General features: G+C 61.6%; 23 protein-coding genes. 5 read left to right on the top strand and 18 right to left on the bottom strand.

The genetic code is table 11. The features are described from left to right. Positions 1-12: 12 nt before the first annotated feature. The gene (locus AADA04_RS03745; RefSeq protein WP_340691898.1) at positions 13-1,215 is read right to left on the bottom strand and encodes an efflux RND transporter periplasmic adaptor subunit; all 1,203 of its coding nucleotides are present in this window, start codon (positions 1,213-1,215) and stop codon (positions 13-15) included. Positions 1,216-1,329: 114 nt separating this feature from the next. Here AADA04_RS03745 and AADA04_RS03740 point away from each other — a divergent pair, with 114 nt between their 5' ends. The 3 genes from AADA04_RS03740 to AADA04_RS03730 all read left to right on the top strand — a co-directional run bounded on the left by AADA04_RS03740 (position 1,330) and on the right by AADA04_RS03730 (position 3,529). Continuing rightward, positions 1,330-1,926: a TetR/AcrR family transcriptional regulator gene (locus tag AADA04_RS03740; RefSeq protein ID WP_340691897.1), complete on the top strand. Its 597-nt coding sequence runs from the start codon at positions 1,330-1,332 to the stop codon at positions 1,924-1,926. Positions 1,927-1,993: 67 nt separating this feature from the next. Further along, entirely contained in the window at positions 1,994-2,866 is an 873-nt protein-coding gene (locus AADA04_RS03735) for an alpha/beta hydrolase (RefSeq protein ID WP_340691896.1), read from the top strand. Positions 2,867-2,932: 66 nt separating this feature from the next. After that, on the top strand, positions 2,933-3,529 hold the full coding sequence (locus AADA04_RS03730) for a hypothetical protein (protein WP_340691895.1): 597 nt from the start codon (positions 2,933-2,935) through the stop codon (positions 3,527-3,529). A gap of 82 nt (positions 3,530-3,611) precedes the next feature. On the opposite strand, the gene AADA04_RS03725 is transcribed toward AADA04_RS03730, so the two are convergent. The 17 genes from AADA04_RS03725 to AADA04_RS03645 form a co-directional block, all read right to left on the bottom strand. Next, positions 3,612-4,403, bottom strand: coding sequence for an SDR family oxidoreductase (locus tag AADA04_RS03725; RefSeq protein ID WP_340691894.1), 792 nt, complete (start codon positions 4,401-4,403; stop codon positions 3,612-3,614). Between the two features lie 18 nt (positions 4,404-4,421). Further along, on the bottom strand, positions 4,422-5,234 hold the full coding sequence (locus tag AADA04_RS03720; protein ID WP_340691893.1) for a crotonase/enoyl-CoA hydratase family protein: 813 nt from the start codon (positions 5,232-5,234) through the stop codon (positions 4,422-4,424). A 67-nt stretch (positions 5,235-5,301) separates the two neighbouring features. Beyond that, the gene (locus AADA04_RS03715) at positions 5,302-6,465 is read right to left on the bottom strand and encodes an acyl-CoA dehydrogenase (RefSeq protein ID WP_340691892.1); all 1,164 of its coding nucleotides are present in this window, start codon (positions 6,463-6,465) and stop codon (positions 5,302-5,304) included. Between the two features lie 41 nt (positions 6,466-6,506). Continuing rightward, the gene (locus tag AADA04_RS03710) at positions 6,507-8,312 is read right to left on the bottom strand and encodes an NAD(P)/FAD-dependent oxidoreductase (RefSeq protein WP_340691891.1); all 1,806 of its coding nucleotides are present in this window, start codon (positions 8,310-8,312) and stop codon (positions 6,507-6,509) included. 182 nt (positions 8,313-8,494) lie between these two features. Next, positions 8,495-9,295, bottom strand: coding sequence for a TIGR00730 family Rossman fold protein (locus AADA04_RS03705; protein WP_340691890.1), 801 nt, complete (start codon positions 9,293-9,295; stop codon positions 8,495-8,497). A gap of 31 nt (positions 9,296-9,326) precedes the next feature. Continuing rightward, positions 9,327-11,114, bottom strand: coding sequence for a sodium:solute symporter family protein (locus tag AADA04_RS03700; RefSeq protein ID WP_340691889.1), 1,788 nt, complete (start codon positions 11,112-11,114; stop codon positions 9,327-9,329). Between the two features lie 5 nt (positions 11,115-11,119). After that, positions 11,120-11,386, bottom strand: a complete 267-nt coding sequence (locus AADA04_RS03695) for a DUF4212 domain-containing protein (RefSeq protein ID WP_340691888.1) — start codon at positions 11,384-11,386, stop codon at positions 11,120-11,122. A gap of 83 nt (positions 11,387-11,469) precedes the next feature. Beyond that, positions 11,470-11,697, bottom strand: a complete 228-nt coding sequence (locus tag AADA04_RS03690; RefSeq protein ID WP_340691887.1) for a hypothetical protein — start codon at positions 11,695-11,697, stop codon at positions 11,470-11,472. An 89-nt stretch (positions 11,698-11,786) separates the two neighbouring features. Next, positions 11,787-13,463, bottom strand: coding sequence for an alkaline phosphatase D family protein (locus AADA04_RS03685; protein WP_340691886.1), 1,677 nt, complete (start codon positions 13,461-13,463; stop codon positions 11,787-11,789). A 101-nt stretch (positions 13,464-13,564) separates the two neighbouring features. Then, the gene (locus AADA04_RS03680; RefSeq protein ID WP_340691885.1) at positions 13,565-15,946 is read right to left on the bottom strand and encodes a TonB-dependent receptor; all 2,382 of its coding nucleotides are present in this window, start codon (positions 15,944-15,946) and stop codon (positions 13,565-13,567) included. A gap of 378 nt (positions 15,947-16,324) precedes the next feature. Continuing rightward, positions 16,325-17,038 (bottom strand): TetR/AcrR family transcriptional regulator, encoded by a 714-nt coding sequence (locus AADA04_RS03675; protein WP_340691884.1) that lies wholly within the window; start codon positions 17,036-17,038, stop codon positions 16,325-16,327. 24 nt (positions 17,039-17,062) lie between these two features. Continuing rightward, positions 17,063-18,571 carry an FAD-binding protein gene (locus AADA04_RS03670; RefSeq protein ID WP_340691883.1) on the bottom strand — a complete coding sequence of 503 codons (1,509 nt, stop codon included), beginning with the start codon at positions 18,569-18,571 and terminating at the stop codon, positions 17,063-17,065. Further along, on the bottom strand, positions 18,568-19,530 hold the full coding sequence (locus AADA04_RS03665; protein WP_340691882.1) for an alpha/beta hydrolase: 963 nt from the start codon (positions 19,528-19,530) through the stop codon (positions 18,568-18,570). Before AADA04_RS03665 ends, AADA04_RS03670 begins: the two co-directional genes overlap by 4 nt. Further along, entirely contained in the window at positions 19,527-21,215 is a 1,689-nt protein-coding gene (locus tag AADA04_RS03660) for an amidohydrolase family protein (protein ID WP_340691881.1), read from the bottom strand. The genes AADA04_RS03665 and AADA04_RS03660 overlap by 4 nt, the downstream gene beginning before the upstream one ends. 15 nt (positions 21,216-21,230) lie before the next feature. Beyond that, positions 21,231-21,485, bottom strand: a complete 255-nt coding sequence (locus tag AADA04_RS03655; RefSeq protein ID WP_340691880.1) for a hypothetical protein — start codon at positions 21,483-21,485, stop codon at positions 21,231-21,233. Continuing rightward, complete coding sequence (locus AADA04_RS03650; protein WP_340691879.1) at positions 21,485-21,724, bottom strand: hypothetical protein; 240 nt, start codon at positions 21,722-21,724, stop codon at positions 21,485-21,487. The genes AADA04_RS03655 and AADA04_RS03650 overlap by 1 nt, the downstream gene beginning before the upstream one ends. A gap of 243 nt (positions 21,725-21,967) precedes the next feature. Further along, positions 21,968-23,155, bottom strand: coding sequence for an acyl-CoA dehydrogenase family protein (locus AADA04_RS03645; protein ID WP_340691878.1), 1,188 nt, complete (start codon positions 23,153-23,155; stop codon positions 21,968-21,970). Between the two features lie 241 nt (positions 23,156-23,396). Here AADA04_RS03645 and AADA04_RS03640 point away from each other — a divergent pair, with 241 nt between their 5' ends. Beyond that, positions 23,397-23,897 (top strand): Hsp20/alpha crystallin family protein, encoded by a 501-nt coding sequence (locus AADA04_RS03640; RefSeq protein WP_340691877.1) that lies wholly within the window; start codon positions 23,397-23,399, stop codon positions 23,895-23,897. Between the two features lie 31 nt (positions 23,898-23,928). Then, on the top strand, positions 23,929-24,387 hold the full coding sequence (locus tag AADA04_RS03635) for a DUF2267 domain-containing protein (RefSeq protein ID WP_340691876.1): 459 nt from the start codon (positions 23,929-23,931) through the stop codon (positions 24,385-24,387). The last annotated feature ends 34 nt before the right edge of the window (positions 24,388-24,421 follow it).

Here is a 24,421-nt window from a genome sequence, read left to right as displayed (position 1 = left end):
AACTCAGTTGAATTATTGTTTGACGACGGTTTTCGCCGCGTCGGTCGGTTGGACCGATGCCGTCATCGGAGGCACCAGCGCAACGGGCGCGCCGGGGCGAACCTTCTGCAGGCCGCCAATGATCAGCTTGTCGCCGTCTTCCAGTCCGTCCGATACGATCCAGTCGTTTCCGCTGGCTTCAATAATCGTCAGGTTGCGCACTTCGGCCGTGCCGTCATCACCGACCACCATCACCGTCGGATCACCCTTGACCGTGCGCGTCACGGCGCCCTGCGGCACCAGGAAGACATTGTCATAGGTCCCGGCACTGAAGCTGGCATTCACATACATGCCCGGCAACAGGTATCCGTCGGGATTGGGCACCACGGCGCGAATGATCACCGATCCGGCGCTTTCGTCGACGCTGACTTCGCTGAATGCCAGCCGGCCCGGCTCGGAATAGGTGCTGCCATCTTCCAGTGCAATGGTCACAGCCACGCTCTCGCCGTCGGAGGACTTGATCCGGCCCTCGGAAATGTCGCGCTTCCAGCCGAGAATCTTCGAGCTGCCCGCCGTCAGGTCGAGGTAGATCGGGTCCAGTTGCAACACCATGGCCAGCGGCGTGGCCTGGTTCTCGGTCACCAGCGCACCCGGAGTCACGCTCGAACGGCCGATCCGGCCGTCAATCGGCGAGGTGACCTTGGTGCGCGACAAGTCAATATTGGCCCGCTGCAGGGCCGCCTTCTGGATCGCTACGTCGGCCTCGGCCTGTTTCTGGGTCGCGATGGCCTGATCGAGGTTCTCGCGGCTCACGGCATTGATCTCGGCAAGGCGCTCGAACCGGCCTGCCGTCTGGCGCGCCGCTTCGGCTGTCGCCTCGGCGCGCTGAACGGCGGCTTTCGCGCTGTTTACGGCAGCAGCGTATTCGGAGGCATCAATCTGGTAGAGGGCCTGTCCCTGGCTGACCAGTTCGCCTTCCGTGAACAGGCGCGACTTGATCAGACCTGTGACCTGGGGGCGGATCTCCGCCTCCCGGAAAGCGCGGGCGCGGCCCGGCAATTCGCGCGTACTCTCAACGCGTGTCTTGTGCACGACCATGACGTCAACGGGCGCCGCAGCAGGGGCCTGCGCCGCAGCTTGCTCAGAGGCGCTGGGCTCTGACGCCCCACAGGCAACGACTGCGCCGATCAGTGCGGTTGCGATCAGCGCTCTGAAACTGTTTGATATGCTTGGCATTAATGTCACCTTGATCAATCGGGCCTATGTGTACGCGACGGATTGTAAAGTTAGAATGAACGTTCGAAATAATGTTGCAGCGCAACAAATCAAGTGCCTAAAGCAGAAGTTTTCATGAATATGACGAATCAGATCGACAAACGCTCACCTCGCACCAAGGCGCGGGTCATCCAGATCCTCGATGCCGCGACGGCCTGCTTCGTCGAGCAAGGCTTCCACGGCACGGGAATGGCCCGCATTGCCGAGCGCGCCGAGATGAGCGCCGGGCACATTTATCACTATTTTGACAGCAAGGACGCGATCATCGCGGCCATCGTTGAACGCGAAACCAGCGCCCATGAAGCCAAGATGCGGGAGTTCCAGTCCCTCCCCTGCGAGAATTTGAAGAATGAAATGGTGGCGCGCGCCGAAGAGGGTGTGCGCACCAATACAGACCCGTTCCGGTCAGCCCTCAGCCTCGAAATCGTGGCTGAAGCGAAGCGAAACCCGGACATTGCCGAACGGCTCCGCCGCCATGACGTCATCGTCAGGACCGAGTTCGCCCGCCTGCTAAGTGAAAAGCTCAAGCTGGATCACGCCGAAGGCCGCGTCGAAGTCCTGTTCACCCTGTTCGATGGCCTCGCCATCCGCATGCTTCGCCATCCCGATCTCGATCAGGCCGGCCTGACCCGCTTCATCCGTCAGGCCATCCTCGCCGTTCTCGCCGATTGATCGCGCCGCGCCGATAAACCGGCCACGGCTCTGGACAGCGCAGGGCAAAGCCGGGCAAATCAGCGCCATGACCCAATTCTCCGGACCGACCTCGAACAGCTTCATTTCCCAGCGCCTGCGCCTGCACTATGTCGACTGGGGCAACCAGGATGCGCCGCCGCTCGTCCTGGTCCATGGCGGCCGCGACCATTGCCGCTCATGGGACTGGGTCGCCGAGGAACTCAGCAAGGACTGGCACGTCGTCGCGCCCGACCTGCGGGGCCATGGCGACAGCGCCTGGTCGGAAGACGGCGAGTATTCGGTCCGCGCCTGCGTCTACGATCTCGCCCAGCTGATCCACCAGCAGAAGTTCAATCCTGTCACCATCGTGTCCCATTCCTATGGCGGCGCCATTTCCCTGCGCTATGCCGGCATCTACCCGGAAAATGTCCGCAAGATCGTCGCCATCGAAGGCCTTGGCCCGTCGCCGAAGATGATGAAGGAGCGCTTCAGCACCTCACCGGGCGAGCGCATGCGCGACTGGATCGATTCCAAGCGCGCCGCCGCCGGTCGCACGTCGAAGAAATACCCGACGCTCGAAGACGCCTATACGCGTATGAAAACCGAGAACAGCTACCTCACCGACGAACAGGCTCGCCACCTGACCATCCACGGCATCAGCCAGAACGAGGACGGCACCTATTCCTGGAAGTTCGACAATTATTTCCGCGTGATGACGCCCTACGACATCCCCTATGCCGACATCGAGACCCTGTGGCAGGCCATCACCTGCCCCACTCTCCTGCTCTATGGCGAAAAGAGCTGGGCCTCGAACCCGGCCGAGGACGGCCGCCTCGAGCATTTCCAGGATGCCGAAGTAAAGCTCTACGAGAATGCCGGCCACTGGCTCCACCACGACCAGTTCGACCGCTTCATTGCCGACCTGAAAGCCTTCCTCTAGCTCCGCTTCCTGTCTGACAGGCAAAACTTATCCACCCCCCTCCGGCGCGGCCGCATAATGGGCCGCATGACAGATACGTCCGCCCCCACCCTGTTCACCCGCGTGATCGACATGGTCGCCGAGTTCATCGACTGGATCGGTGGCCGTGAAACGCTGACAATTCCGCGCGCCTTCTACAGGAAGGCCCAGCGCCATCTCTGCGTCATCGAAGACATGTTGCGCGGCGCGCTCTACATCCTGGCGCTCGACATCACGGTCGCACCCTTGGCCCCGAAACCCGCCGCACCCGCGCGCGTCACACCCGAGACGCCCGCGCCTCTCCCCCGGAAAGCCACGACGCGTATCGGCCTGTTCAATATCCGCCCGGTCACCGACCGCGTGCCGCCGACGCCGCCCACCGGCCCGCGTGGCGTGTCCCCGCGTGCACACGTTTTCAAGCCAGACCTCACAACCGACGCCTTCCTGCGCCGTATCGCCCGCATCGAGGCGGCCATGGCCAATCCTTATACGCATGCAATCCGGCTCGCCCGGCATCTCGCCAAACCAGAGTCCAGGCCAAAACCAGCTCCCCGGCCCAAGGCCCCGTCACGCCCGCCATCGGTCCGCGCAACCGTCTCACCGCGCAGCATCCTCTGCCTGCAACCCCACTGGCCGCCGGGCTAAAGGTCTCGAAAATCAGAACTGCACAGCCGCCATGCGCGGCCGCTGGTGCTGGTGCTGGTGGAGATGCGCCTCCTTCAGAAGATCAGGTCAGCCCCAGCGCCTTCAGCGCATCCGCCACGCCCTGCATGCGCGGCTTCATGTCATCGGCCAGGTGCGCATGCGTCGGAATATAGAACAGGCCGAGATCCATGCCCTTCAGGGCAATCTCCGCGCATCGCTCCGGCATGATCAGGCCCAGTTCCGGCGGTGCCTTTGACGGGTCCGGTAAATGCTTCTCGATCAGCGCCGTATAGACGGCGCCCGGCATCAGCACATGCACGTCCACCGGCACATTGCCGCTGGCAAACTCGTCCCGCATCCATTCTGCCATCACCAGCACGCCATGCTTGGTCGCGCCATACAGGCCCAGCCCGTTGCCCTTCACCGCCGCAGGCACGCTCAGCGAATTCTCGGACCCCGTAATCATCAGCCGCCCCTCGCCGCCACTGGCTTCCAGCCAGCGCGCATAGGCCTGCGCCACACGCAGGTTCGCGAACAGGTTCACCTCGAACAGGCGCTCGGCCCGCTCGTCCAGTTCCTGCTTGATCAGCCGCCGGTTGAGCCCGATCCCCGCATTCGAACAGACAAGGTCCAGCCGTCCCTGCCACGTCCCCGCATCATGGATCAGTGTGGCCGCCGCATCATGGTCGGCCATGTCACACACCATCGCCAGCGCGTCGGCGCCAAGGCCGTCCGCCGTTTCCCGCACGCCGTCCTCATTGATGTCCGCGCACACGACTTTCGCGCCGCGCGCCACCAGTGCCTGCGCCAGCGCCCGGCCAATGCCGGAGCCGGCACCGGTCACCAGTGCCACTTTGCCTTTGTAATCGATCATGCGTGCCCTCCCCGGGCCCTATTCGTCAACGAACTTGCCAGCGCGCTTCTGCAGCCCGGCCATCACGGCCTCGATCTGGTTCTTGCTGCCCATCAGCTTGTCCTGCACGACAGACTCCGCCTGCAATGCCTCGGCGTCCGACTTGTCGCCAATCTCATTGTACAGCTTCTTCGCCGCCTGCACCGCGCTCGGGCTCTTCTCGGCAATCAGGCGCGCCAGGTTCATGGCGTCCTCATAAGGCGTCTCGGACAGCTTCGTCGCGAAACCATATTCCAATGCTTGCGTCCCGGAGAAGATACGACCCGTATATGTCAGCTCCCGGATGATGTCCTCGCGCGCCAGCCGCCGCATGATCGCGGTCGAGCTCATGTCCGGCACAAGGCCCCATTTCACTTCCAGGATCGACAGTTTCGTCTCCGGGTGCACGATCCGGATATCTGCGCCCAACGCCACCTGGAAGCCACCGCCCAAAGCGACGCCATGCACAGCGGCAATCACGGGCACACGCAGGCTATGCCAGCCCCACACGGCCTGCTGCGCCCGGTTGGCAATGCCGTGCGTGCGGGGCGTCAGCCGGCCACCCGCCGCGCTGTCATCCTTCGGACCGCCTTCAGCCATCTTGCCGAAATTGCCCATGTCGAGCCCGGCGCAGAATGCCCGGCCCTGCCCCGACAGGACGACAACCCGCACGGACTTGTCGGCATTGATCTCTTCGGCTGCCGAGATCAGCCGCGCGAACATCGCGTCGTCCAGTGCGTTCATCTTGTCTTCGCGCACGAGGCGCACATCGGCGACGCCATTGTCGATGAAGATATTTATGCGGTCGGTCATCCTGGAATTCCTGTCTTGTTGTGATTCATCCTATGCCCCCTGACAGGCATACTCAACGTACGCGCTCTCAGCGCGTGTCCATCAGGTTGCGCGCCACTACCATGCGGTGCACTTCCGACGGCCCGTCATAGATCCGCATGTTGCGGATACGCCCGGCAAACAGGTGCAGCGGCATCTCCTTGGTCATGCCCATCGCGCCAAAGCACTGCATGGCATTGTCGATAATCTCCTGCGCCATCTCGGTCGCATAATATTTCAGCATCGAGATTTCGGTCCGCACATCCTTGCCGGTATCCAGCTTCCACGCGCAATCATAGGCCATCAGCCGCGCCGCATGAATCTTCGCCGCGCCGTCGGCCACCCACCATTGCACGGCCTGCCTCTGTGACAGTTTCTGGCCAAAGGTCACCCGCTGCGGCGCGTAGTCGATCATCATGTCCAGCGCCCGCTGCGCCGCACCGATGCACCAGGCCGCCATCTCCATCCGGCGCGTTCCCAGGCGCACCTGCATCGGCCCGAACCCGTCGCCTTCCTTGCCGAGCAGTTTCCAGCCCGGCACCCGGCAATTCTCCAGCACCACTTCATACGTATATTCGCCGCCCAGCATCGGAATGCGCCTCAGCACATTGAAGCCCGGCGTATCCCGGTCGACGAGAAAAGCCGACATGCCGCCCCGCGCCCGCTTCACCGGATCGGTAATCGCCATCAGGATCGTGAAGTCGGCCTCCGCCGCCCGCGTGATCCATATCTTGCGGCCATTGATCACCCAGTCATCGCCATCCTTCACCACCTTGGTCAGCATGCCCGCCGGGTCAGCCCCGGCGCCGGGCTCGGAAATGCCGATCGCCGAAATCGTCTCGCCCCGCGCATACGGTTCCAGGTAAGCGGTCCGTTGCTGGTCGTTGACCGCTGTCATCAGCATCCGCAAGTTGGGTGAATCCGGCGGCAGCGTGTACTGGGCCACGGTCGATCCCAGCGCCTCGTTCACCCCCACCAGCGCCACATGCGGCAGGCCCATGCCGCCCGATTCCTCCGGCGCATCGAGGCTCCACAGGCCCATCTCTTTCGACACTTTGTCGAGCCGCGTCCGTTCGCCCTCAACAAGGTGCGACCCCTGCCCTTCAGCATCACGCGCCAGCACACCCGCCTCCAGCGGCATCAGTTCGTCCCGCACGAAGCGCTGCACCAGGTCGCGCAGCATCCGGTATTCTTCGGCCAGTTCAAAATCCATGACGCAGTCCTCGTCTCTTGCCAGCCAGTGTGCGCGTGGGTTCAGGTCGCGAATTCAAGGCCTTCCATCACGCCCGTATCGCGCCAGCCATCAAGGATCGCAAAATACGCATTCGACCCTGCCCCATAGGACGTGTTCTGCCGCGCCATTTTGCTCAGCTTGCCCTCATTATTGTAATAGCCGGGCGTACATTCCTCGAGGAACTTCTCGCGCATCATCGCCTTGCTGACAATCTCGTCGACCCAGGCCTCTTCCGCTTCGGCGCTGACCTCGAACACTTTCGCTTGGCGCTTCTCGGCTTCGGACACGAGATAGGCGATCTGCTTGGCCTGCTCGTCCAGCAGGTGCGGATAGTTGGCCGTGAAGCCGGCCTGCGTCGTGCCCATGACGATCAGGTTCGGGAACCCGTTGACCAGCATGCCGTGCAGGCTGCGATAGCCGTCAGCCCAATGTTCCGACAATTTGCGCCCGTCGCGCCCGCCGACATCATAACCGGCCCGCCGCGTATATTCGGTGCCAACTTCAAAACCGGTCGCATAGATCAGGCAGTCAATCTCATGCGTCTCGCCATTGGCGATGATCGCATTCTCCGTGATCCGCTCGACGCCCCGGCCTTGCGTATCGACCAGCGTGACATTGTCCCGGTTAAAGGTCGGCAGGTACCCGTCATGGAAGCAGGGCCGCTTGCAGAACTGGCGATACCACGGCTTCAACGCCTCGGCGGTGGCCTTGTCCTTGACTATCTCGTCAACGCGGGAGCGCACCTGTTCCATCTTCTGGAAATCGGCAATCTCGGCCAGTTCGGCCAGGTGTTCCGGGCTGAGGTCCTTGTTGCCTTCCTGCGAGGCGATAAACAACAGGTTACGGATGATATGCGTCCAGCCATCCATCACCAGGTCCTGCGGCGCAAACCCGCCCGAGACCAGCGTGTTGAAATTCTCCATCCGGTCCTTGTGCCATCCGGCCTCCAGGCTTTTCGCCCAGTCCGGATCGGTCGGCTTGTTGTCGCGCACGTCGATCGACGACGGCGTCCGCTGGAACACGTAGAGATGCTCGGCGCCTTCCGCGATATGCGGCACACACTGCACCGCCGTCGCGCCCGTTCCGATGATCCCGACGCGCTTGCCCTTCAGGCCGGTCAACGCGCCCGCATTAGTGCCGCCGGTATAATCATAGTCCCAGCGGCTGGTGTGGAAGCTGTGCCCCTTGAAGCTCTCGACGCCCGGAATGCCCGGCAGCTTCGGCCGGTTCAGCGGCCCGTTCGACATCACGACATGATCCGCCGTCATCCGGTCGCCGCGGTCAGTCTCGATCACCCAGACGTTGGCTGTGTCATCCCAGTTGAGGCCTGTGATTTCGGTCTGCATGCAGGCCTTGTCGTACAGGTTGTACTGGTTCGCGATGCGCCGGCTATGCTCGAGGATTTCCGGCGCCTTGGAATATTTCTCGACCGGGAGGTAACCCGTCTCTTCCAGCAGCGGCAGGTAGATATAGCTTTCGATATCGCAGGCTGCGCCGGGATAGCGGTTCCAGTACCAGGTGCCGCCAAAGTCGCCGCCCTTTTCGATGATCCTGATATCCTTAACGCCGGCATCGCGCAGGCGCGCCCCGGCCAGCATCCCGCCGAAGCCGCCGCCAATGATCACGACATGCGTATGGTCGGTCAGCGGCGCCCGCTCGACCCGTTTGACATAGGGGTCCTCGATATAGTGCGCGAACTCGCCCGCCATGTTGACGTATTGCTCGTTGCCATCGTCGCGGATGCGCTTGTCGCGTTCTTCGCGATACTTTGCCCGCAACTCGTCCGGATCAAGTCCGAGCCCTTCAACCACATTGTCCGAGGCCATAGCGCGTCACTCCCATTGACTGCATTTCCGGACATCTTCGGCCCGTGAAATTGCGGAGACCGTCGCACGGTGCGAAGTCTCTCTCTGTGGCGAGTTTACCCGACTATTCCCCCCTGCAAATCTATTCCCTTGCGGAACCTGACGCGCTGTCTCTTCCGGCCCCGGCGCCAAAGGAGAGCGCATCACATCATGCCTGACGGTTCCCAGCCAGACAGGACCGCAATCTCGGCCCCACTCTCTGTCTCTTCATTCGTCGAGAGCCCCTGCGACAGGAGGCTTTCCCAGGCCTCCTCGGCATCATCGGCAAAGTCGAAGCGCGCAAGGTCCGTCTCGGCGATCACGCCCGCGTCGACAAGCGCCTCGAAATTCACGATCTTGTTCCAGAATGCCCGGTCATACAGCACGACCGGCATCTTCGGAGACTTGCCGGTCTGGTTCAGCGTCAGCAGTTCGAACAATTCGTCCAGCGTGCCGAACCCGCCCGGAAAGACAACCAAAGCCCGCGCCCGCATCGCAAGGTGCATCTTGCGCATGGCGAAATAGTGAAACTGAAGGCACAGGTCCGGCGTGATATAGGGGTTCGGCTCCTGCTCGAACGGCAGGGCAATGTTGAAGCCGATCGTCACTGCGCCCGCGTCCTGTGCGCCGCGATTGGCGGCTTCCATCACACCCGGTCCGCCACCCGTGGCGATCACATTTGTGCGCCAGCCGTCATTCTCGGCCAGCGCCCCGCCGCGCGCCGAAGCCAACCGGCCAAACTCGCGCGCCGCCGCATAGACCCGCGCCTGCCATTCATTGCCATCCTCACGTACGCGGGCGCTGCCGAACACAACAATCGTCGACAGGATTTTCTGCACCCGCAAGTGCTGCTCGGCCTTGGTATATTCCATCATGAAGCGCGCACCGCGCATGGAATCGCCGAGGATGAAATCCTGGTCCAGCGCCGCCAGGCGATAGGCGGCCTCCTGCTCGTGCTTGTTCATGCGGCCTGCTCCTTTTTCAATCCGTGCGTTCTTACGTGTGGTCAGCCACCGGGGCCATGCCACTGTCCGCGATACCATGCGACCGCCGCGTTCCCGGCACCCTGATATCCTCGACAAGGTCCTGGATATCCTGCGGCGGTGCCTTGGTGGCCAGCGACACGGCAATGCCGACGGCGAGCGACACGAACATGAAGACGAAGCCGATCCCCTCCGGCGAGACGCCCAGGAACCAGTCAGCAGCTCCCGCTGCCTTCCCCGCCCCGATCTTGAAGTGCCAGATATAGGCGAAGGTTGGCACAAGGCCTGTGAGCATCGAGGCAATCGCCCCTTCCCGGTTCATCCGCTTCCAGAAGATGCCAAGGAAGATCACCGGGAACAGGGACGCCGCCGCCAACCCGAAGGCAAAGGCCACGACCTGCGCCACGAAGGCCAGCTGGGCCGAATAGATGCCCATGAAACCCGCCGCGACCACAGCCCCCGCCGCCGCAAGGCGCGCCACCCGCAGCTCGGTCTTGTCATCCATGTCCTTGAACAGGGTGCGCCGGCACAGGTCATGCGAGATCGATGACGAGATCACCATCAGCAGTCCCGCTGCCGTCGACAGGGCCGCCGCAAGGCCACCCGCAACAACGAGGCCGATCACCCAGCCCGGCAGGTTGGCAATCGACGGATTGGCGAGCACGAAAATATCCCGGTCGAGTTTGGTGACTTCATTGTCGGTCCCGGCTCGGTACTGGACCCTGCCATCGCCATTCTTGTCTTCGACGGCCAGCAGGCCCGTTTTCTCCCAGTCCTTGAACCATTTCGGAATGGGTTTGCCGCCAGCCGCAACAATCGCCGCCGCCTCGGCGTCGTAATTGTCGAGGCTTTCGACATAGGTCGACTCGTTCACCGTATCGATGAAGTTGAGCCGCGCGAAGCCCGCCACTGCCGGCGCCGTCGTATACAGGAGCGCGATGAAGACCAGCGCCCAGCCCGCCGAGACGCGCGCCGCACCGGCACTGGATACAGTGAAAAACCGGATGATCACGTGCGGCAAGCCCGCCGTGCCGAACATCAGTGCGCCCGTTATGGCGAACATATCGAACATGGACTTTTCGGTGCTCGTATATTCCTTGAATCCGAGATCGGTGACGACCTGGTTCAGCTTGGCCAGCATCGACACGTCCTCGCCCTTCACATCGGAGATGAAACCGAGCTGCGGGATCGGATTACCGGTGATGATCAGCGAGATGAAGATCGCAGGCACCGTATAGGCGAAGATCAGCACGCAATACTGGGCCACCTGCGTGTACGTGATGCCCTTCATGCCGCCCAGCACGGCGTAGACGAAGACGATGCCCATGCCGACATAGATGCCGGTATTGAACTCGACCCCGAGGAAGCCGGAAAAGGCAACGCCGACGCCCTTCATCTGTCCCGCAATATAGGTGAACGAGACGAACAGGGCGCAGATGACGGCGATCATCCGCGCGGTCGTCGAATAATACCGGTCGCCGACAAAGTCCGGCACGGTGAACTTGCCGAATTCGCGCAGGAATGGCGCCAGCAACAGCGCCAAGAGCACATAGCCGCCCGTCCACCCCATCAGGTAGACCGAGCCGCCATAGCCCATGAAGGCAATCAGGCCCGCCATTGACAGGAAGGAGGCCGCCGACATCCAGTCCGCTGCCGTGGCCATCCCGTTGACCATCGGATGAACGTCATGGCCTGCTACGTAGAAATCGTCGGTCGATGCGGCCCGCGCCCAGATCGCGATGCCGATATAGATGGCGAACGTCCCGGCGACGAAAATATAGGTCCACATTTCCTGTGACATCGCGCTCACCCCTTCACGCCGAATTTGCGTTCAAGTCGGCGCATCGCCACGCAATAATAGAAAATCAGCGCTACGAAGACATAGATCGAACCGTTCTGGGCAAACCAGAACCCCAGCGGCGCACCGCCGATCGATACCTGGTCCAGGACGTCGCGAAACAGGATGCCCGCGCCGAACGAGACCATGAACCAGATCGTGAGCAAAGACAGCGTCAGGCGGAGCACCGCCCGCCAATAGCCCTTCCCGTCTATTTCAGCCGCATCTTTCGACATGTTCGTCCTCCCATAGCCGTGTTCTTGTCACGCGATGATACCCGCGCGCTACACGCTGCACTGCCACGAAGCAGATGAACAGATCAACTTTCGACTTCGTCCTCGACCGTCTCGTCCCCAGCCGCACGATTGGCGCGAACATGGCGCCATTCGGCAAGGCCGCCGATGATCAGCCAGACAGACAGGACCAGCCCGCCGGCGAGGTAGGCCTCGGCAATCCCAAGCCCCGGAGTCAGAATGGCCCGCGCCAGCCGCAGCGCGAAGGTCAGCCCCAGCACAAGGCCGAGCGCGATCATGATATGGTGCTTCACGGTCCGTCGCTTTCATGCCCGGCATGCACGGCGCACACCCTCGAAATACAGGCACGCACCCTAGGCCCAGACATCCGCGATGGAAACGGTCAGCTATCGGCAAACACAATCGTCTTTCCGTCTTTGACGACGGTCTCTTCACGCACCGTGGTAATCCTGTAGGTCGGCAGCAGGACCGTATCGACGGCCACGAACGCGACATCCGCCTGCTCCCGCGTCAGCACGACGCGGACATAGCCCTGATGGAAATTGTCGGTCCAGCGCACTTCATCGAGCGACTGCGCGAAAACGCGGTCGAGCTTTTCGGCCGTTTCAGCGTCCCATCCGGATTCGACAAAATCCCCCGGCGAGGAGACGCCCGCCGTGCCGAGTTCCAGCCCCATCGGCCGCCCCTCGCCGTCGCTCACCGTGTTCGACCAGAAACTGTGGCTGTCACCGGTCAGGAACAACAGGTCTTCCGCGCCAGCCTCCCGGCTCAGCGCATAGAAGGCTTCCCGCGCGGCGGGGTAGCCGTCCCATGTATCGGTATAGAACGGCAGGTTCCATTTGCCTTTCCAGAACAGGTTCGGCCCCTCGCCCGGTGCCTGGCCTTTCGGTGCCTTGGCCGGATCGATGCCCAGCGCGGCCACATCCGGCACCAGCATCCGGGCGATGGGGCTGGCATTGCCGATCAGGCGCCAGGGCTGGCCCGCCGCCACGGACTGCGCCAATCCTTTGGCAAGCGTGGCCTCCATGCGCGGTGAAATCATCGTACGCGCCGGATCGTTCATCACGTCACGCATGAAGGCGTCGCGGGCCTCCGGCGTCGTGATCGACTCGTAGTAGACGCTGTAATCAACCTGCTGCCCGCGCCCGGTATGACGCGATTCCAGTGTTACCAGCGTTGCCAGGTCGCCGAACACATAAGTGCGCCAGAATTCCGCGCGGCTGAAGCCCGGTTCCGGTTCGCGGATCGGCATCCATTCGTAATACGCCCGGATCGAAGCGGCCCGTCGCGTTGCCCAGTCACCTTCGGTTTCGGGCTGGTGGTTCTGCGCGCCGCCTGTCCATGGGTTATTCGCGCTCTCATGGTCGTCCCAGCAGGCGATGAAGGGATGCGCCGCATGCATGGCGCGTGACCCGGCATCCGTCTTGTACTGGGCATGGCGGCGGCGATAATCGTCCAGCGTGACGATCTCATGCGCCGGCTCATGCAGGCGTCCGATGCTGGCGCCGGTTTCCGCACCCCAGCTGTCAGCCCCGTATTCGTAGATATAGTCACCGGTGTGCAGGACCACGTCTATCGCCTCATCGCGGGCTATCGCGTCATAGGCGTTGAAATGACCGAACGGATAGTTCGAGCAGGAGACGAGTGCGATGCCCAGCCTGTCCAGCGCGCCAGCGGGCAGTGTTTTCGTCCGGCCGGTGGACGAGGTCTCACCGGCGGCGGTGAATCGATAATAATAGGTCGTGCCGGGCTCAAGGCCTTCCGGGGTGACCTTGACTGTATGGTCGGCGGCGGCGCTGGCAGTGGTCTCGCCCTGAAGGACGATATCCGTGAATTCAGGATTGCGAGCGAGGGTCCAGCTGACCGTCTCTGCCTCGGAGGTGGTTGTCACGCGCGTCCACAGGACGATGCTTTCGGTCTGAGGGTCGCCGCTGGCGACACCGTGGGCAAAGGTGGCCGAATTGGCCGGGGTGGTCGGGGATGCCTGCGGTGCTGCGCAGGCCCCGACGGTTCCTGCAGCAATCAGGGCGAGTGCCTGTCGGCGATCCAGTGTGGGCATGTCAGTGTCCTCGGCTTGGCCGCATGTTGCGGTCGTAAGATTGAAAAAGAAAATGAAAAAGGCGGACCCGCAGGGGCCCGCCTTTTCCGGATGCGATATGTCTAGAAGTCAGCGGTGACCGTGAACACGACCGTCCGCGGGGCCGAGATCCAGGCGCCGTTGCCTGAAATACCCGCCAGCCAGTCACCGTCGAACAGGTTGTTCACCGTCAGGCGGAAATCAACGTTCGACAGGTCGTCAGACAGGGCCGAACCCGAGACGCCGGCATAGAGGTCGGCGTCATAATAGCTCTCTGCGGTCCAGCTATTGGCCAGGTCCACGAAGCGGTCATCGACCCATTTGGTCGACAGGCCGGCATAGAAGTTGCCTTCCCGGTAATCCGCGCTGAGGACGGCCATGTTCTTGGCAATCCCGGGCACATCATTCCCGACGACCGTGCTCACGATGTTGCCAGAGAGGTCGACTGCAGTCAGCCCGGTTGCAACATCCTTCGAGACAACGCCCGTACCCAGAATGGTGGCATCGCTGATGCTGGTATAGGACGCAAACAGTGACAGGCTGTCATTGACGAGGAATTCGCCCGAGGCCTCAAAGCCGCTCGACTCGATGCCGCCGCCATTGATGTAGCCGCCATTCGACGCTTCGAGATAATCGATCCCGTCAACCGTCTGGTTGGCGACGGCCAGCAACCGGTTTTCAAAGGTCGAGTCGAAGTAGACGAGAGAGCCGCGAAGACGGTCCCCGGAATAGCGCACGCCAACTTCCATGTTTTCCGACGTTTCCGGATCGGGTGTGCCGCCCGGCGCCAGGACTTCGAGCACCGTATCCGGGATGGCTTTGAAGTTTTCGGCATAACCGGCGAAGACTTCGAGGCCCGGCATGGCACTTGGGGCCCATGCCGCACCGCCCGAGAACAGGACGTCGGAATCGGTCGACACCTTGAAGTTCAGGGCCGGATCGTTCGGCGTGAAATTGTCGGCGCGTTCGATTTCATTGCTGAACTGTTTGACGCCAAGACGGAACGAGAAGTCCGATACTTTCACGACGTCTTCGAGATACCATTTGAAGGTCGATTGCGGGAACTCGCGGTTATACTGCACCCAGTAGGCCGTGTGGTCATAATCGGCACCGATGCGGGAATCGATCAGCTGGTGCCAGTCGCGATATTCGTAGCGCGTTGCATCTTCATACCAGAGACCGCCACGGACCGTGTTGTCGATCGCTTCACCGAGCTGGGTGTTCCAGTCGAAATCGGCATAGGCGCCGGTCCGCTCTTTCTGGTAATGCGTGTGACGGTAGGACGAGACCGGGATGGAGCCGGCCGGGAAACAGGCCGCATCATATTCCGAGCCACCGCCGCCATAGGGATAAGTTATTGACGACACGCAACCGGCTTCAGGCGTGAGCGGCGTACCGGCGGGATCCGTGAATGTCACGAGCGGAACAGCGGAAGCGCCGAACTGGCCGACATTGACCACGTATTGCGGCACCCAGTCACCACGGCCGGCATTATCATGGCGATAGAGGCCGGCTTCCAGATTGAAGCCGTCAAACAGTTCCTTTTCGCCCTTCACATAGAAGAACAGGTTTTCCCGCAATGTGCCCCAGGCTTGGCGATAGAGCTGGTCGATATAGGGAACGCCCGTCCACTCACCGGTCAGTTCGTCCGAGTCTGGATTGGCCGCGAACTGGTCCGGCGAAAACAGGCGCTGGTAATTGTTTTCCTGCGTGTCGTCATAGGAAATGTAGCTGGTCCAGTCGATGCCGAATTGTTCGGTCTGCAGCTTTGCCGCCATGTGGTCACGCCGATTATCGGCTGACTGGTTGACATGATCCGTCGCTGACTGGGTCGACAGCGAGACCCAGAACTTGGTCTTGTCGTCAGACAGCAAGCCGCTGTCATAACGGCCATAGAAACGCTGCGAGTCGAAATCGCCAAGCGAGGCCGAAACACGCACGCGGCGCTCGTCCAGCGGATTCTGCGTCGTGAAGTTCAGCGTACCACCCAGCGCGTCGTTCGAACGCGAGGCGATGTCTGCCGTACCCTGCGACACTTCGATGGCGCCGGCATTCTGTGTGTCGATATAGCGGTTGGCCTTCGCGCCGCCACCATAGTTCGACCCGCCATTCGGCATGCCGTCAATCGTGATGCCGACCTGTTGCTCGCCGAGATTATTCTGGAAGCCGCGCACCGCGACACCGGTCGACCAGTCGTCGAATCCGAAAGCGTCGCCTTCCTGCACCTGCACGCCGGGGAGGTTGTCGATTTGCGCCAGGATGCTCGTCACCGGCGCCTGCTGCAGCGCCATGGCTTCCGTCGACTCGACCGAAGAATAGGTCTGCTGCGCGCCGAGCACGATGACCGTGTCCAGCTGCCTCGCCGTGTCAGGCGCTCCTGCAGCGTCATCAGCGAATGCCGCGCCAAGCACAACGCTCAGGCTAACTCCGGCCATGAGGCCGGTCTTCCAATATGTATTCATCATTTTCCCTCGTGGAATACGTGTGACCCAGGCCCGCACAAGTCCGTTCACGTTGGTCCCGAACCAACGCGTTTTGCCTCCCGGACTCCCGTGTCCGGAACGGTTTGTGCGGCTGTTGGAGCCAGCTACGGCCTGTCGGTGACGCGCAGATGACAGTCGCGGGCACGCCGCGAAGGGAAGCTGAAATTTGATAAATCGTTCACACAAGGTCCAGGCATTGAGGCATGCCCGGGGGAAACTGTAACGGAACGGGTCAGGCCATCACTCCCGCCAGCATCACTGATTCTCGAATGAAAGGTCCGAGACGGCTACAGCGCGAAGCGGACGAGTAGAGCCCAGTCCACGTCAGAATGTTTCAAGTCGTCAGAAGGCATCGGCGGATCAGGTGCTCAGTGACACCCGGCGGCGGCCTTTGGCCGGCTCGTTCGAACGGCGCAGCATGGTCTGGAATGATTCAATGTGGGCCGTCAGGATATCCCTGCCCTGTTCGGTCGCTGCCCCCCGCAGGACCATGGCATAACCGAGGGCTGACGACGGCCGCAGGTCGCGGGTCGGCAGCACGCCCATCGCCCAGGACAGCATCACCCCATTGGCAAAGAAGGACAGCGTCCTTTCGAGCAAATCGGCAGGCACGGCGGAGTCGAGCAGGCCCTCCTGTTGGGCCGCCTCCAGTAGCATGTGCCAGGCCTCACGGTTCTGCTCCAGGCGCTCCGGCGTCGCCAGCCCCGTTTCGTTGCCGCCCTGCGCATCCAGCAGGGCCCTCCAGAGCGGCCTGTAGAAATCCGGATCGTCCGTGAAATAACTCGTCGCCAGCGCATGGGCATCGAACAGCCGCTCAATGGCATTGGCGGCCTTCAACCGGCTGAAGCGTTCGGCGAAATCGCGCTCATCCTCAAACACGGCCAGAACGACCGCATGCTTTGACCCGAAGAGATTGTAGGGCGTAGCCAAGCTGACATCGGCCCGCTTGGCGATCATGCGCATCGACAGATTCGTATCGCCCGTCTCACGAATGAGATCGCGCGCAGCATGGACGATCCGTGACCGACGCTCTGCTTTCGCCAGCTCGCGCTTTCCCGTCTCGTCAGCCTGCATCGGTCGAATCCCGCCTGTCCTGCATCACGCACCCTGCGCGATACGGTCGATATCTGCCTGGAAGTCCAAAGACAATGCCTGCATCATCTCGCGCCGTTCCGGGCCGGGCTTGGGCGGGTAGGCAACCGCATTGCGCTTCTTTCCCCGCATCCAGTAATAGAACACCTTCGCGAGGTTCCGCGGCCTGCCGAGCCATTTGTTCGGATGTTCCAGCATATGGAACCCGCGCATCGCTTCCCGCATCAGGGCAATGTCATAGCGTACCGCGACGCCGACACCGTCTTCGAAAAAGCTTTCCATCAGCTTGGCGCGGCGGCTCTTGCGATAGCCGGGCGTCAGGGCCTGACGGGCGCGCTTGATCGCCGAGCGGTCCTGTGTGCGCTGGTTGATGTAATAGGGCTTCAACTCGCTATGAAGACGCTCGTGGAAGGCCAGGGCCCGCGCGTCCGGATCAGCACTCTCATCGAGTGTTTTCCGCAAGACCTGCGCGCTGGCGGCCGCAAACGAACAGCCCCGGCCATAGAGCGGGTTCGTTCGGATCAGCGTGTCGCCAAGGGCAAAATAGCCGTGTGTTGCGGGCTTGCCGTCGACGACGAGTTCGCGCCACCGGCTGATCAGGTCACCCATGCCATGAACCCGGCCAACCGGATCGGACCGGTCTGCATTCGTCCAGGGTTTCAATCCGGGCAGCTGCAGCGTCATGGCGTGGAAAATGTCAGGATCCAGGATGGCCTTGCGCAGTTCCATTTCGATTTCCGGAATCGCAAGCGTGATCGAGAAGCAGCCATTGTCGCCGGGAAAGACACCGAATTTCACGAAACCGAGGTCGCCGGTGGCTGGCGGGTTCTCTGTCCGCGACGGCTCATCCATGCCCGGCTTCAGCCTGTAATGGCGGGTGAAGTAGAGGATACCTGCCGATTCCTGTTCCTCGGACGTGTTGGCGCTGTCTTTCATCACCTGGTCGATAATGAAACCGCTCTTGCCCGACGCATCGACAACCACGTCGGCATTCACCATCACCTCATCGCCGCCGCTGTCTCCAACCACGCCGAGCACGTCGATCACGCCACCAGATCCCTTCCGGGTGAGCAGCCGGCGTACAAGGAAGCCGGACCGGATCGTGACGTTTTCCAGCTTTTCGACATAGCGCCGCATCGCCAGTTCGAGTGTTGTCCGGCGGCTTGTAATGATGGTCAGTTCTGAATCGTCCGGCGTGGCCTTGTAAGACTCGCGCTGCATTTCGCTCAGCATGGCTTCAAACGGCAGTTCCCGCACGCCAAGTGCCAGCAGGTCTTCCAGCAGCCCGGGATGCTCGGTCTTGATGATCGAGCGCAGCCGGGCGAGGAAGGCATGGCTCTGGCGCAACTGGCCGACACCGGTATGGCGCCATTCGTGGAACACCGTATCGGGATCATCGCTGGGCGGTGACGCATCGCGCTCCAGCAGGATGACTTTCCGTCCCGTAGGCGCCAGTGTGAGGGCCGTGCAGAGTCCGCCGATCCCTGCGCCGATGACGGCAACTGTCTCGGTCATCCGTCTATCTCTTTCAGGAATGCAAGGATGTGCTGATTGACCGCTTCGGGCGCCTCCTGCTGCGTCCAGTGACCGATCTTCGGGATCAACGTGTTGATGCGCAGATCCGTCACGAAGTGCGGCATGATCTTCACCAGCTCTTCGGCCATCATGATCACGCCGTCATTTGCGCCAGCGAGGAAAAACGCGGGTTGCGAGATCGTCGTGGGCGAATCCTTGGTCAGCTCCCAGGTCAGGTCGTGGTTGCGATAATAATTAAGCGGCCCGCGCATGCCTGAACGCTCGAACTCTCCGGTATAGAAATCCAGGTCTGCTTCGCTGACCCAGGCAGGAAGCGTTTCGGGATCGGGCAGGCTGGAGAACATGTCGTCATCTTCCGCCTTCGGCGGCAAAGCCGACAGGTCCGTTTCGCCGCCTGCCATGACGAGGAATTTCTTCAGGGCCATGCGAATGTCGGCTTCAAACTCGGCTTCGGCGACCCCCGGCTCGAAGAAGTAGAGCTGGTAGAAGAACTGGCCCTTATAGACTTCGCGCATCATCGCCATCGGCGGAACTGGCGATCGCGGCAGGAACGGCACGGACAGCGCCCCGACGGCGCGGACCACGTCGGGATGGTTCAACGCCGTAGCCCATGCCGTTGGCGCGCCCCAGTCATGCCCGATCACGACGGCCTTTTCATATCCAAGCGCCGGCACGAGACCGATAATGTCATTGACCACTTCGACCTGGTTATAGGCCTTGATCTCCGACGGCTTGTCGCTCTTGCCATAGCCCCGCATGTCAGGCGCCACCACGTGGTAACCGGCATCCGCGAGAGGCTTGAACTGGTGCCGCCAGGAATACCAGGATTCCGGAAACCCGTGCAGCAGCAGGACAAGCGGCCCCTCGCCAGCCTCGGCTATATTAAGCTCAATTCCGTTGGTCGCGATCCGCCGCTCGGTGATGCCCGGCCAGCTCATGCGGCCACCTTCTTCTTCACGTCGGCACCGGGAAGAACTTCACCACAGGCATCCTTGTAACCATCCTTGGCCGTCCAGGCGATTCCGCCACCAACGATCACGGTGTCCACGCCATGGGAATCCCGCACATAGCGGTATCCGTCGCCCGGCACGTCATTCACGAATTTCTCTTCGCCACGTTCAATCGTCGCCGCATCGAATACGGCAATATCGGCGACATAGCCCTCCTGCAGCAGGCCCCGTTGCGGGATGCCCCAGATGGCCGCGGTGTCGGACGTGATCTTCTTCACGGCGGACTCGAGGCTCATGGCATCAAGATCGCGGACGAAGTGCGAGAAGAGGTAGCCTGTGTCACCATAGGTCGAGAAGGACAGGATATGTGCGCCGCCATCGCTGGCGCCGATATGGACCCGGGGATGATTGAGCAGGTCGCCGACGACCTTGTCGTCATTGTGCCCCATGCCGGAGGACAGGAAATGCGCGTCCAGCTCCTCTTCCAGTGACAGGTCGATCATCGCTTCGACCGGCGTGGTCCCACGCGCCTTGGCAATCTCGCCCAGCGTCTGTCCGATATATTTCTGGTTCGCCTCGGTGTTGGCGTGACGGAAAATCAGGGTTGGCCACAGCGGCCCGAGCGCTGACGCTTCCTGCAGAAGTTTCGAGCGTTTATCCGGATCGCTGAACGCGGCCATGATGTCTGCTGGCGTGCCGAACCGAATGATCCCGTACCAGGTCGGCATCCGCATGAACAACAGGCTCGGAACGGCAAAGCTGAAGCTGATGTCGATCGGACGCGTCTGAACTTGCGGCCAGACCCGTGCGCCCCGATCGAACTGCTCGTCGACGCGCTTCATCACACGCTCGACAGCATCGACATTGTCGGCATTGGCGAACACTGGCGAGAAAGTCGTCGGGATATTGTACTTCAGCGACAGCTCAGCGAGTTGGTCGAGACGCGCAATCGTCAGGTCCGCGTCATAGAATTCCGGCACGATCTGCAGCACCCGGCCATATTCGCCAAGGACGCTGGCCAGCGCCTCGACTTCGCGGGAATCGGCGTAACGGCTCGGCACGGGCTGCAGGCGTTCATCCATGTCGACATAGCTCGTCGACAGGCCAACGGAACCCGCGTCGAGGCATTCACGCAGCACGCTCTGCATCTCGGCGATTTCGGCGTCCGTCGCGGTCCGCTCCATGGCCGCATCATTCATCACCCAGAGACGGATGACGCTATGACCGACCAGCGGTGCAACATTGATCGCCAGGCCCTTGCGGATGCGCGCAATATAATCGGAGAAGGTTTCCCAGTCCCAGACGACGCCTTCCTTGAAGGCTTTCAGCGGCATCTCTTCGATCTGGTTGAACATGCCGACCAGTTTCATCCGGTGCTTGGCCTTGAGCGGCGCCAGCGACAGGGAACAGTTGCCGGACACAATGGTCGTCACACCATGGGACAGTGCAGGCTTCGCACATCCGTCCCACAAGAGCTGGGCGTCGAAATGCGTATGGGGATCAATAAAGCCGGGCGTCACGACCTTGCCGGCCGCGTCGACTTCCGACCGCGCCGCTTCGGTGATCTTCCCGATCTTGACGATCCGGTTCCCATTCACCGCGACATCCGCATTATAGGCGGGCGCGCCCGAACCATCGACGACTTTTCCGTTTCTGATGACAAGATCATACATTGTCGGATCCTTCTCTCATTGAGCGTTTGAATTTGAATTCATAAATCTGTTCGAGGATGCTTCCAGCGCGTCGCGCACAAGCCCCCACCCTTTCCCGACAAGCTCGTCAGGATCGCTGGCACCGGACGATTCCATCAGGACCCGCACGGCATGTTCATCCAGTGGCACCAGTGACTCTCCGCCATTTTCAAAGAGAAGCGTCACCACCAGTTCGGCGTCGCCGTCATGGGCGGCGGCGAGTTGCACCCGGCTGATGACAGCTCCGCTCATCAGGTCGCCAGCGGCGGCTCAATGAAAACGACATCACTTGGCAGGATCGGGTTGCCACCACCGGGCGCGGCCATTGCCCCTGCTGCCCGCATGAAGACGTGCAGGTTCCAGCTTTGCAGCTTGGCCAGCGCCTCATCCGGGGCGAGTTCCGGAAGTTCGCGTTTGGCGACGATGCTCCATGTATCTCCCTCTGTAGGAAGAATGGATTTTCGTACGCGAGAGAGATTATCGACTGGCATGAAGAAGGCTCCGTTGTTTTGCTAATTAGAACACGTTCTAATTTTATGACAAGGGATGCCGTAGAGGAATGCCGGGAATATCGTTAGGGTTGTGACGCCCATTATCAGGCGCGGCGCCTTTCGAACGGCACAATGGATGGCAAAGTTGACACCGCGCCACGCCCTGCCCGGCAGCCGCCAGGCTGGCATTCAGACCCCGCAGCAGCAGGGCCAGTGTCGCTCGCCGAACGTGAGTGCGGGGTTTCAGAGCCCCAGGACGAGTTTCGCCATGATATTGCGCTGGACCTCGTTCGAGCCGCCATAGATCGAGCCGGCCCGGTTGTTGAGATAGCGCGGCATCAGGGTGAGCAGGTTCGACGGGCCGACCGGGTCGACATTTGTGCCCGGCTGGCGCGCCTCGATCTGCTCGACCCCGGCATAGGTGCCTCCGAGTTCGATGCCGAGCGTATCGATCCGTTGCATCATCTCGGTGCGCTGGACCTTCAGCATCGACGCAGCCGGTCCCGGATTGGATCCGCTCGACAGCGCGGACGACACGCGCTGCTCGGTAATCTTGATCGCCTCGAGGGCGACCTCGGTCGCGGCAAGATCGCGGGCAAAGCCGGAGTCGCGCGCCAGCAATCCGTTTTCCTCGGCGAGCGCGCGGATGCGCGCCACATTGACTTCCAGTCCGGCCGACGAGCCGCCACCGCGTTCGAATTCGAGCAGGTATTTCGCGACAGTCCAGCCATTGTTCTCGTCACCCAGCCGACCGGCTTGTGGCACACGGACATCGTCAAAGAAGACCTGGTTCACTTCATGCTCGCCGGCGAGGGTGATGATCGGCTCGACCGTGATGCCGGGCAGGTTCATGTCGAGCAGGAGGAAGGTGATGCCCACCTGCGGCTTGCCGTCGAAACGCGTGCGCACGAGGCAGAACATGCGGCTGGCCCATTGCGCGTGCGTGGTCCAGATCTTGGTCCCGTTGAGGATGTAATCGTCGCCATCCGCGACAGCCTTGAGGCCAAGGCTTGCAAGGTCCGACCCGGCATTCGGTTCTGAATAGCCCTGGCACCAATAGTCCTCGCCAGACAGGATACGCGGCAGGTAGTGGGCTTTCTGTTCAGGCGTGCCGTGCCCGATAATGCAGGGGCCCACCATACTCAGCCCCATCGGAGAGAGCGACGGCGCACCGGCGCGCGCGCATTCCGACGCGAAAATGTAGCGCTGCATCTCGCTCCAGCCTGTACCGCCATATTCGACCGGCCAGCCCGGCGCGGCCCATCCGCGTGCGTGCAGGATCCGCTGCCAGGGCAGGCTGAACTGCGGCTCGATGAAGACGCTGGTCGTCAGCCGGCCGGCCTGCGCCAGGTCATCGGTCAGGTTATCCCGGAGGAAGGCCCGCACTTCGTCGCGAAAATCACTATCAGCCTGCGTAAGCTCGAGATCCATTTTTGCCTCCGGGTTGGCATGATGCCGGTGTCTTGTCCGGCCTGCGAACGACATTGGCAGGGAGACACACGGTCAGGCAACCGTGCCCATGCGATAAGCTCAAATTTATTGGCGCGCATCACGGAAAAGCAGGACTCCACCCGACTTGATTCCAATCAATCAGCACGTCGACCTCGCGGCGTAAAGTGACTTGGCATCGAACGATGGCACGTAAGATTTACTGTGATTGAGGAGTTGAAAAATGACGAGTTTGCAAAAGAAGGAAGACCGCACACCGAGCCAGCCATTCGGATGGCTGCGCAGTCATGATCCCGTTTCCCAGCTGAAAGCAGAGATGGACGACCTTTTCAGCAGCTATATTCCGGCGCTGCCCGCATTTGGTCGCGCCAATGGCGGACAGGCATTCACCCTCCCTACAGACCTCGACGTCAGCGAGACCGATGACGCAATCGAACTTGTCCTCGACCTACCGGGAATCGACCGCAAGGATATCGACATCAGCCTGACCGACACGGGCGTGATGATCAAAGGCAAGCGCGAAGAGAAAAAGGAAGAAAAGGGCAAGAACTTCCATCGCATGGAGCGCGCCTACGGCACCTTCGAGCGGCACGTGCCCCTGCCGTGCGAAGTCGATGCCGCGAAAGTCAACGCAACGCTGAAGAAGGGCGTTTTGTCGATCACATTGCCGAAATCCGAAACAGCCCGGCAGCCAGCGAAAAAAATCGCTATCAAGTCCGACTAGAGGGAGGCCGCCTACCGGGCGGAATTACACGATGACCCACACAAGTTTGCACCAGTTCGACGAGGCGCTCCAGACGGCCAATGTATGGCTGAAGGATGTGATGGAGGTTCTCGCGTGGACCGAACCTGCCCAGGCTCATCAGGCCCTCAAGGTCGTAATGCATGAAATTCGCGACCGGCTGCCGGTGCCGCTGGCCGCGAACTTCTCATCGCAGATGCCGTTGATCGTGCGCGGCATATTCTTCGAAGGCTGGTCGCCCGGGTCAGAGCGCCCAACTGACAGATCGCTGGAGGCCTTCCTCGCGCCGATTGCAGACGCGTTCAGGAACTTTCCCGGCGTCAAAGCCGACGCGGTCACCGCTGCCGTGTTTGAAGTGCTCAGCATGTATATTTCACCCGGCGAAATCGAGAATGTGCTGCAGGCGCTCCCCAAGCCGATCCGGGATCTGGGCAAGGCCTCCATCCGCACCACGCCCATCGCCGGTCTCTAGCGCCACCCCCAACGCGATACGACAGGGTTGCATG

Origin of the sequence: Hyphomonas sp. (assembly GCF_037969335.1) — a bacterium.
In the GTDB taxonomy this organism is placed as follows: domain Bacteria; phylum Pseudomonadota; class Alphaproteobacteria; order Caulobacterales; family Hyphomonadaceae; genus Hyphomonas.
The sequence above is the reverse complement of the archived record's forward strand: the minus strand, read 5'-3'. Positions and strand labels throughout refer to the sequence as shown.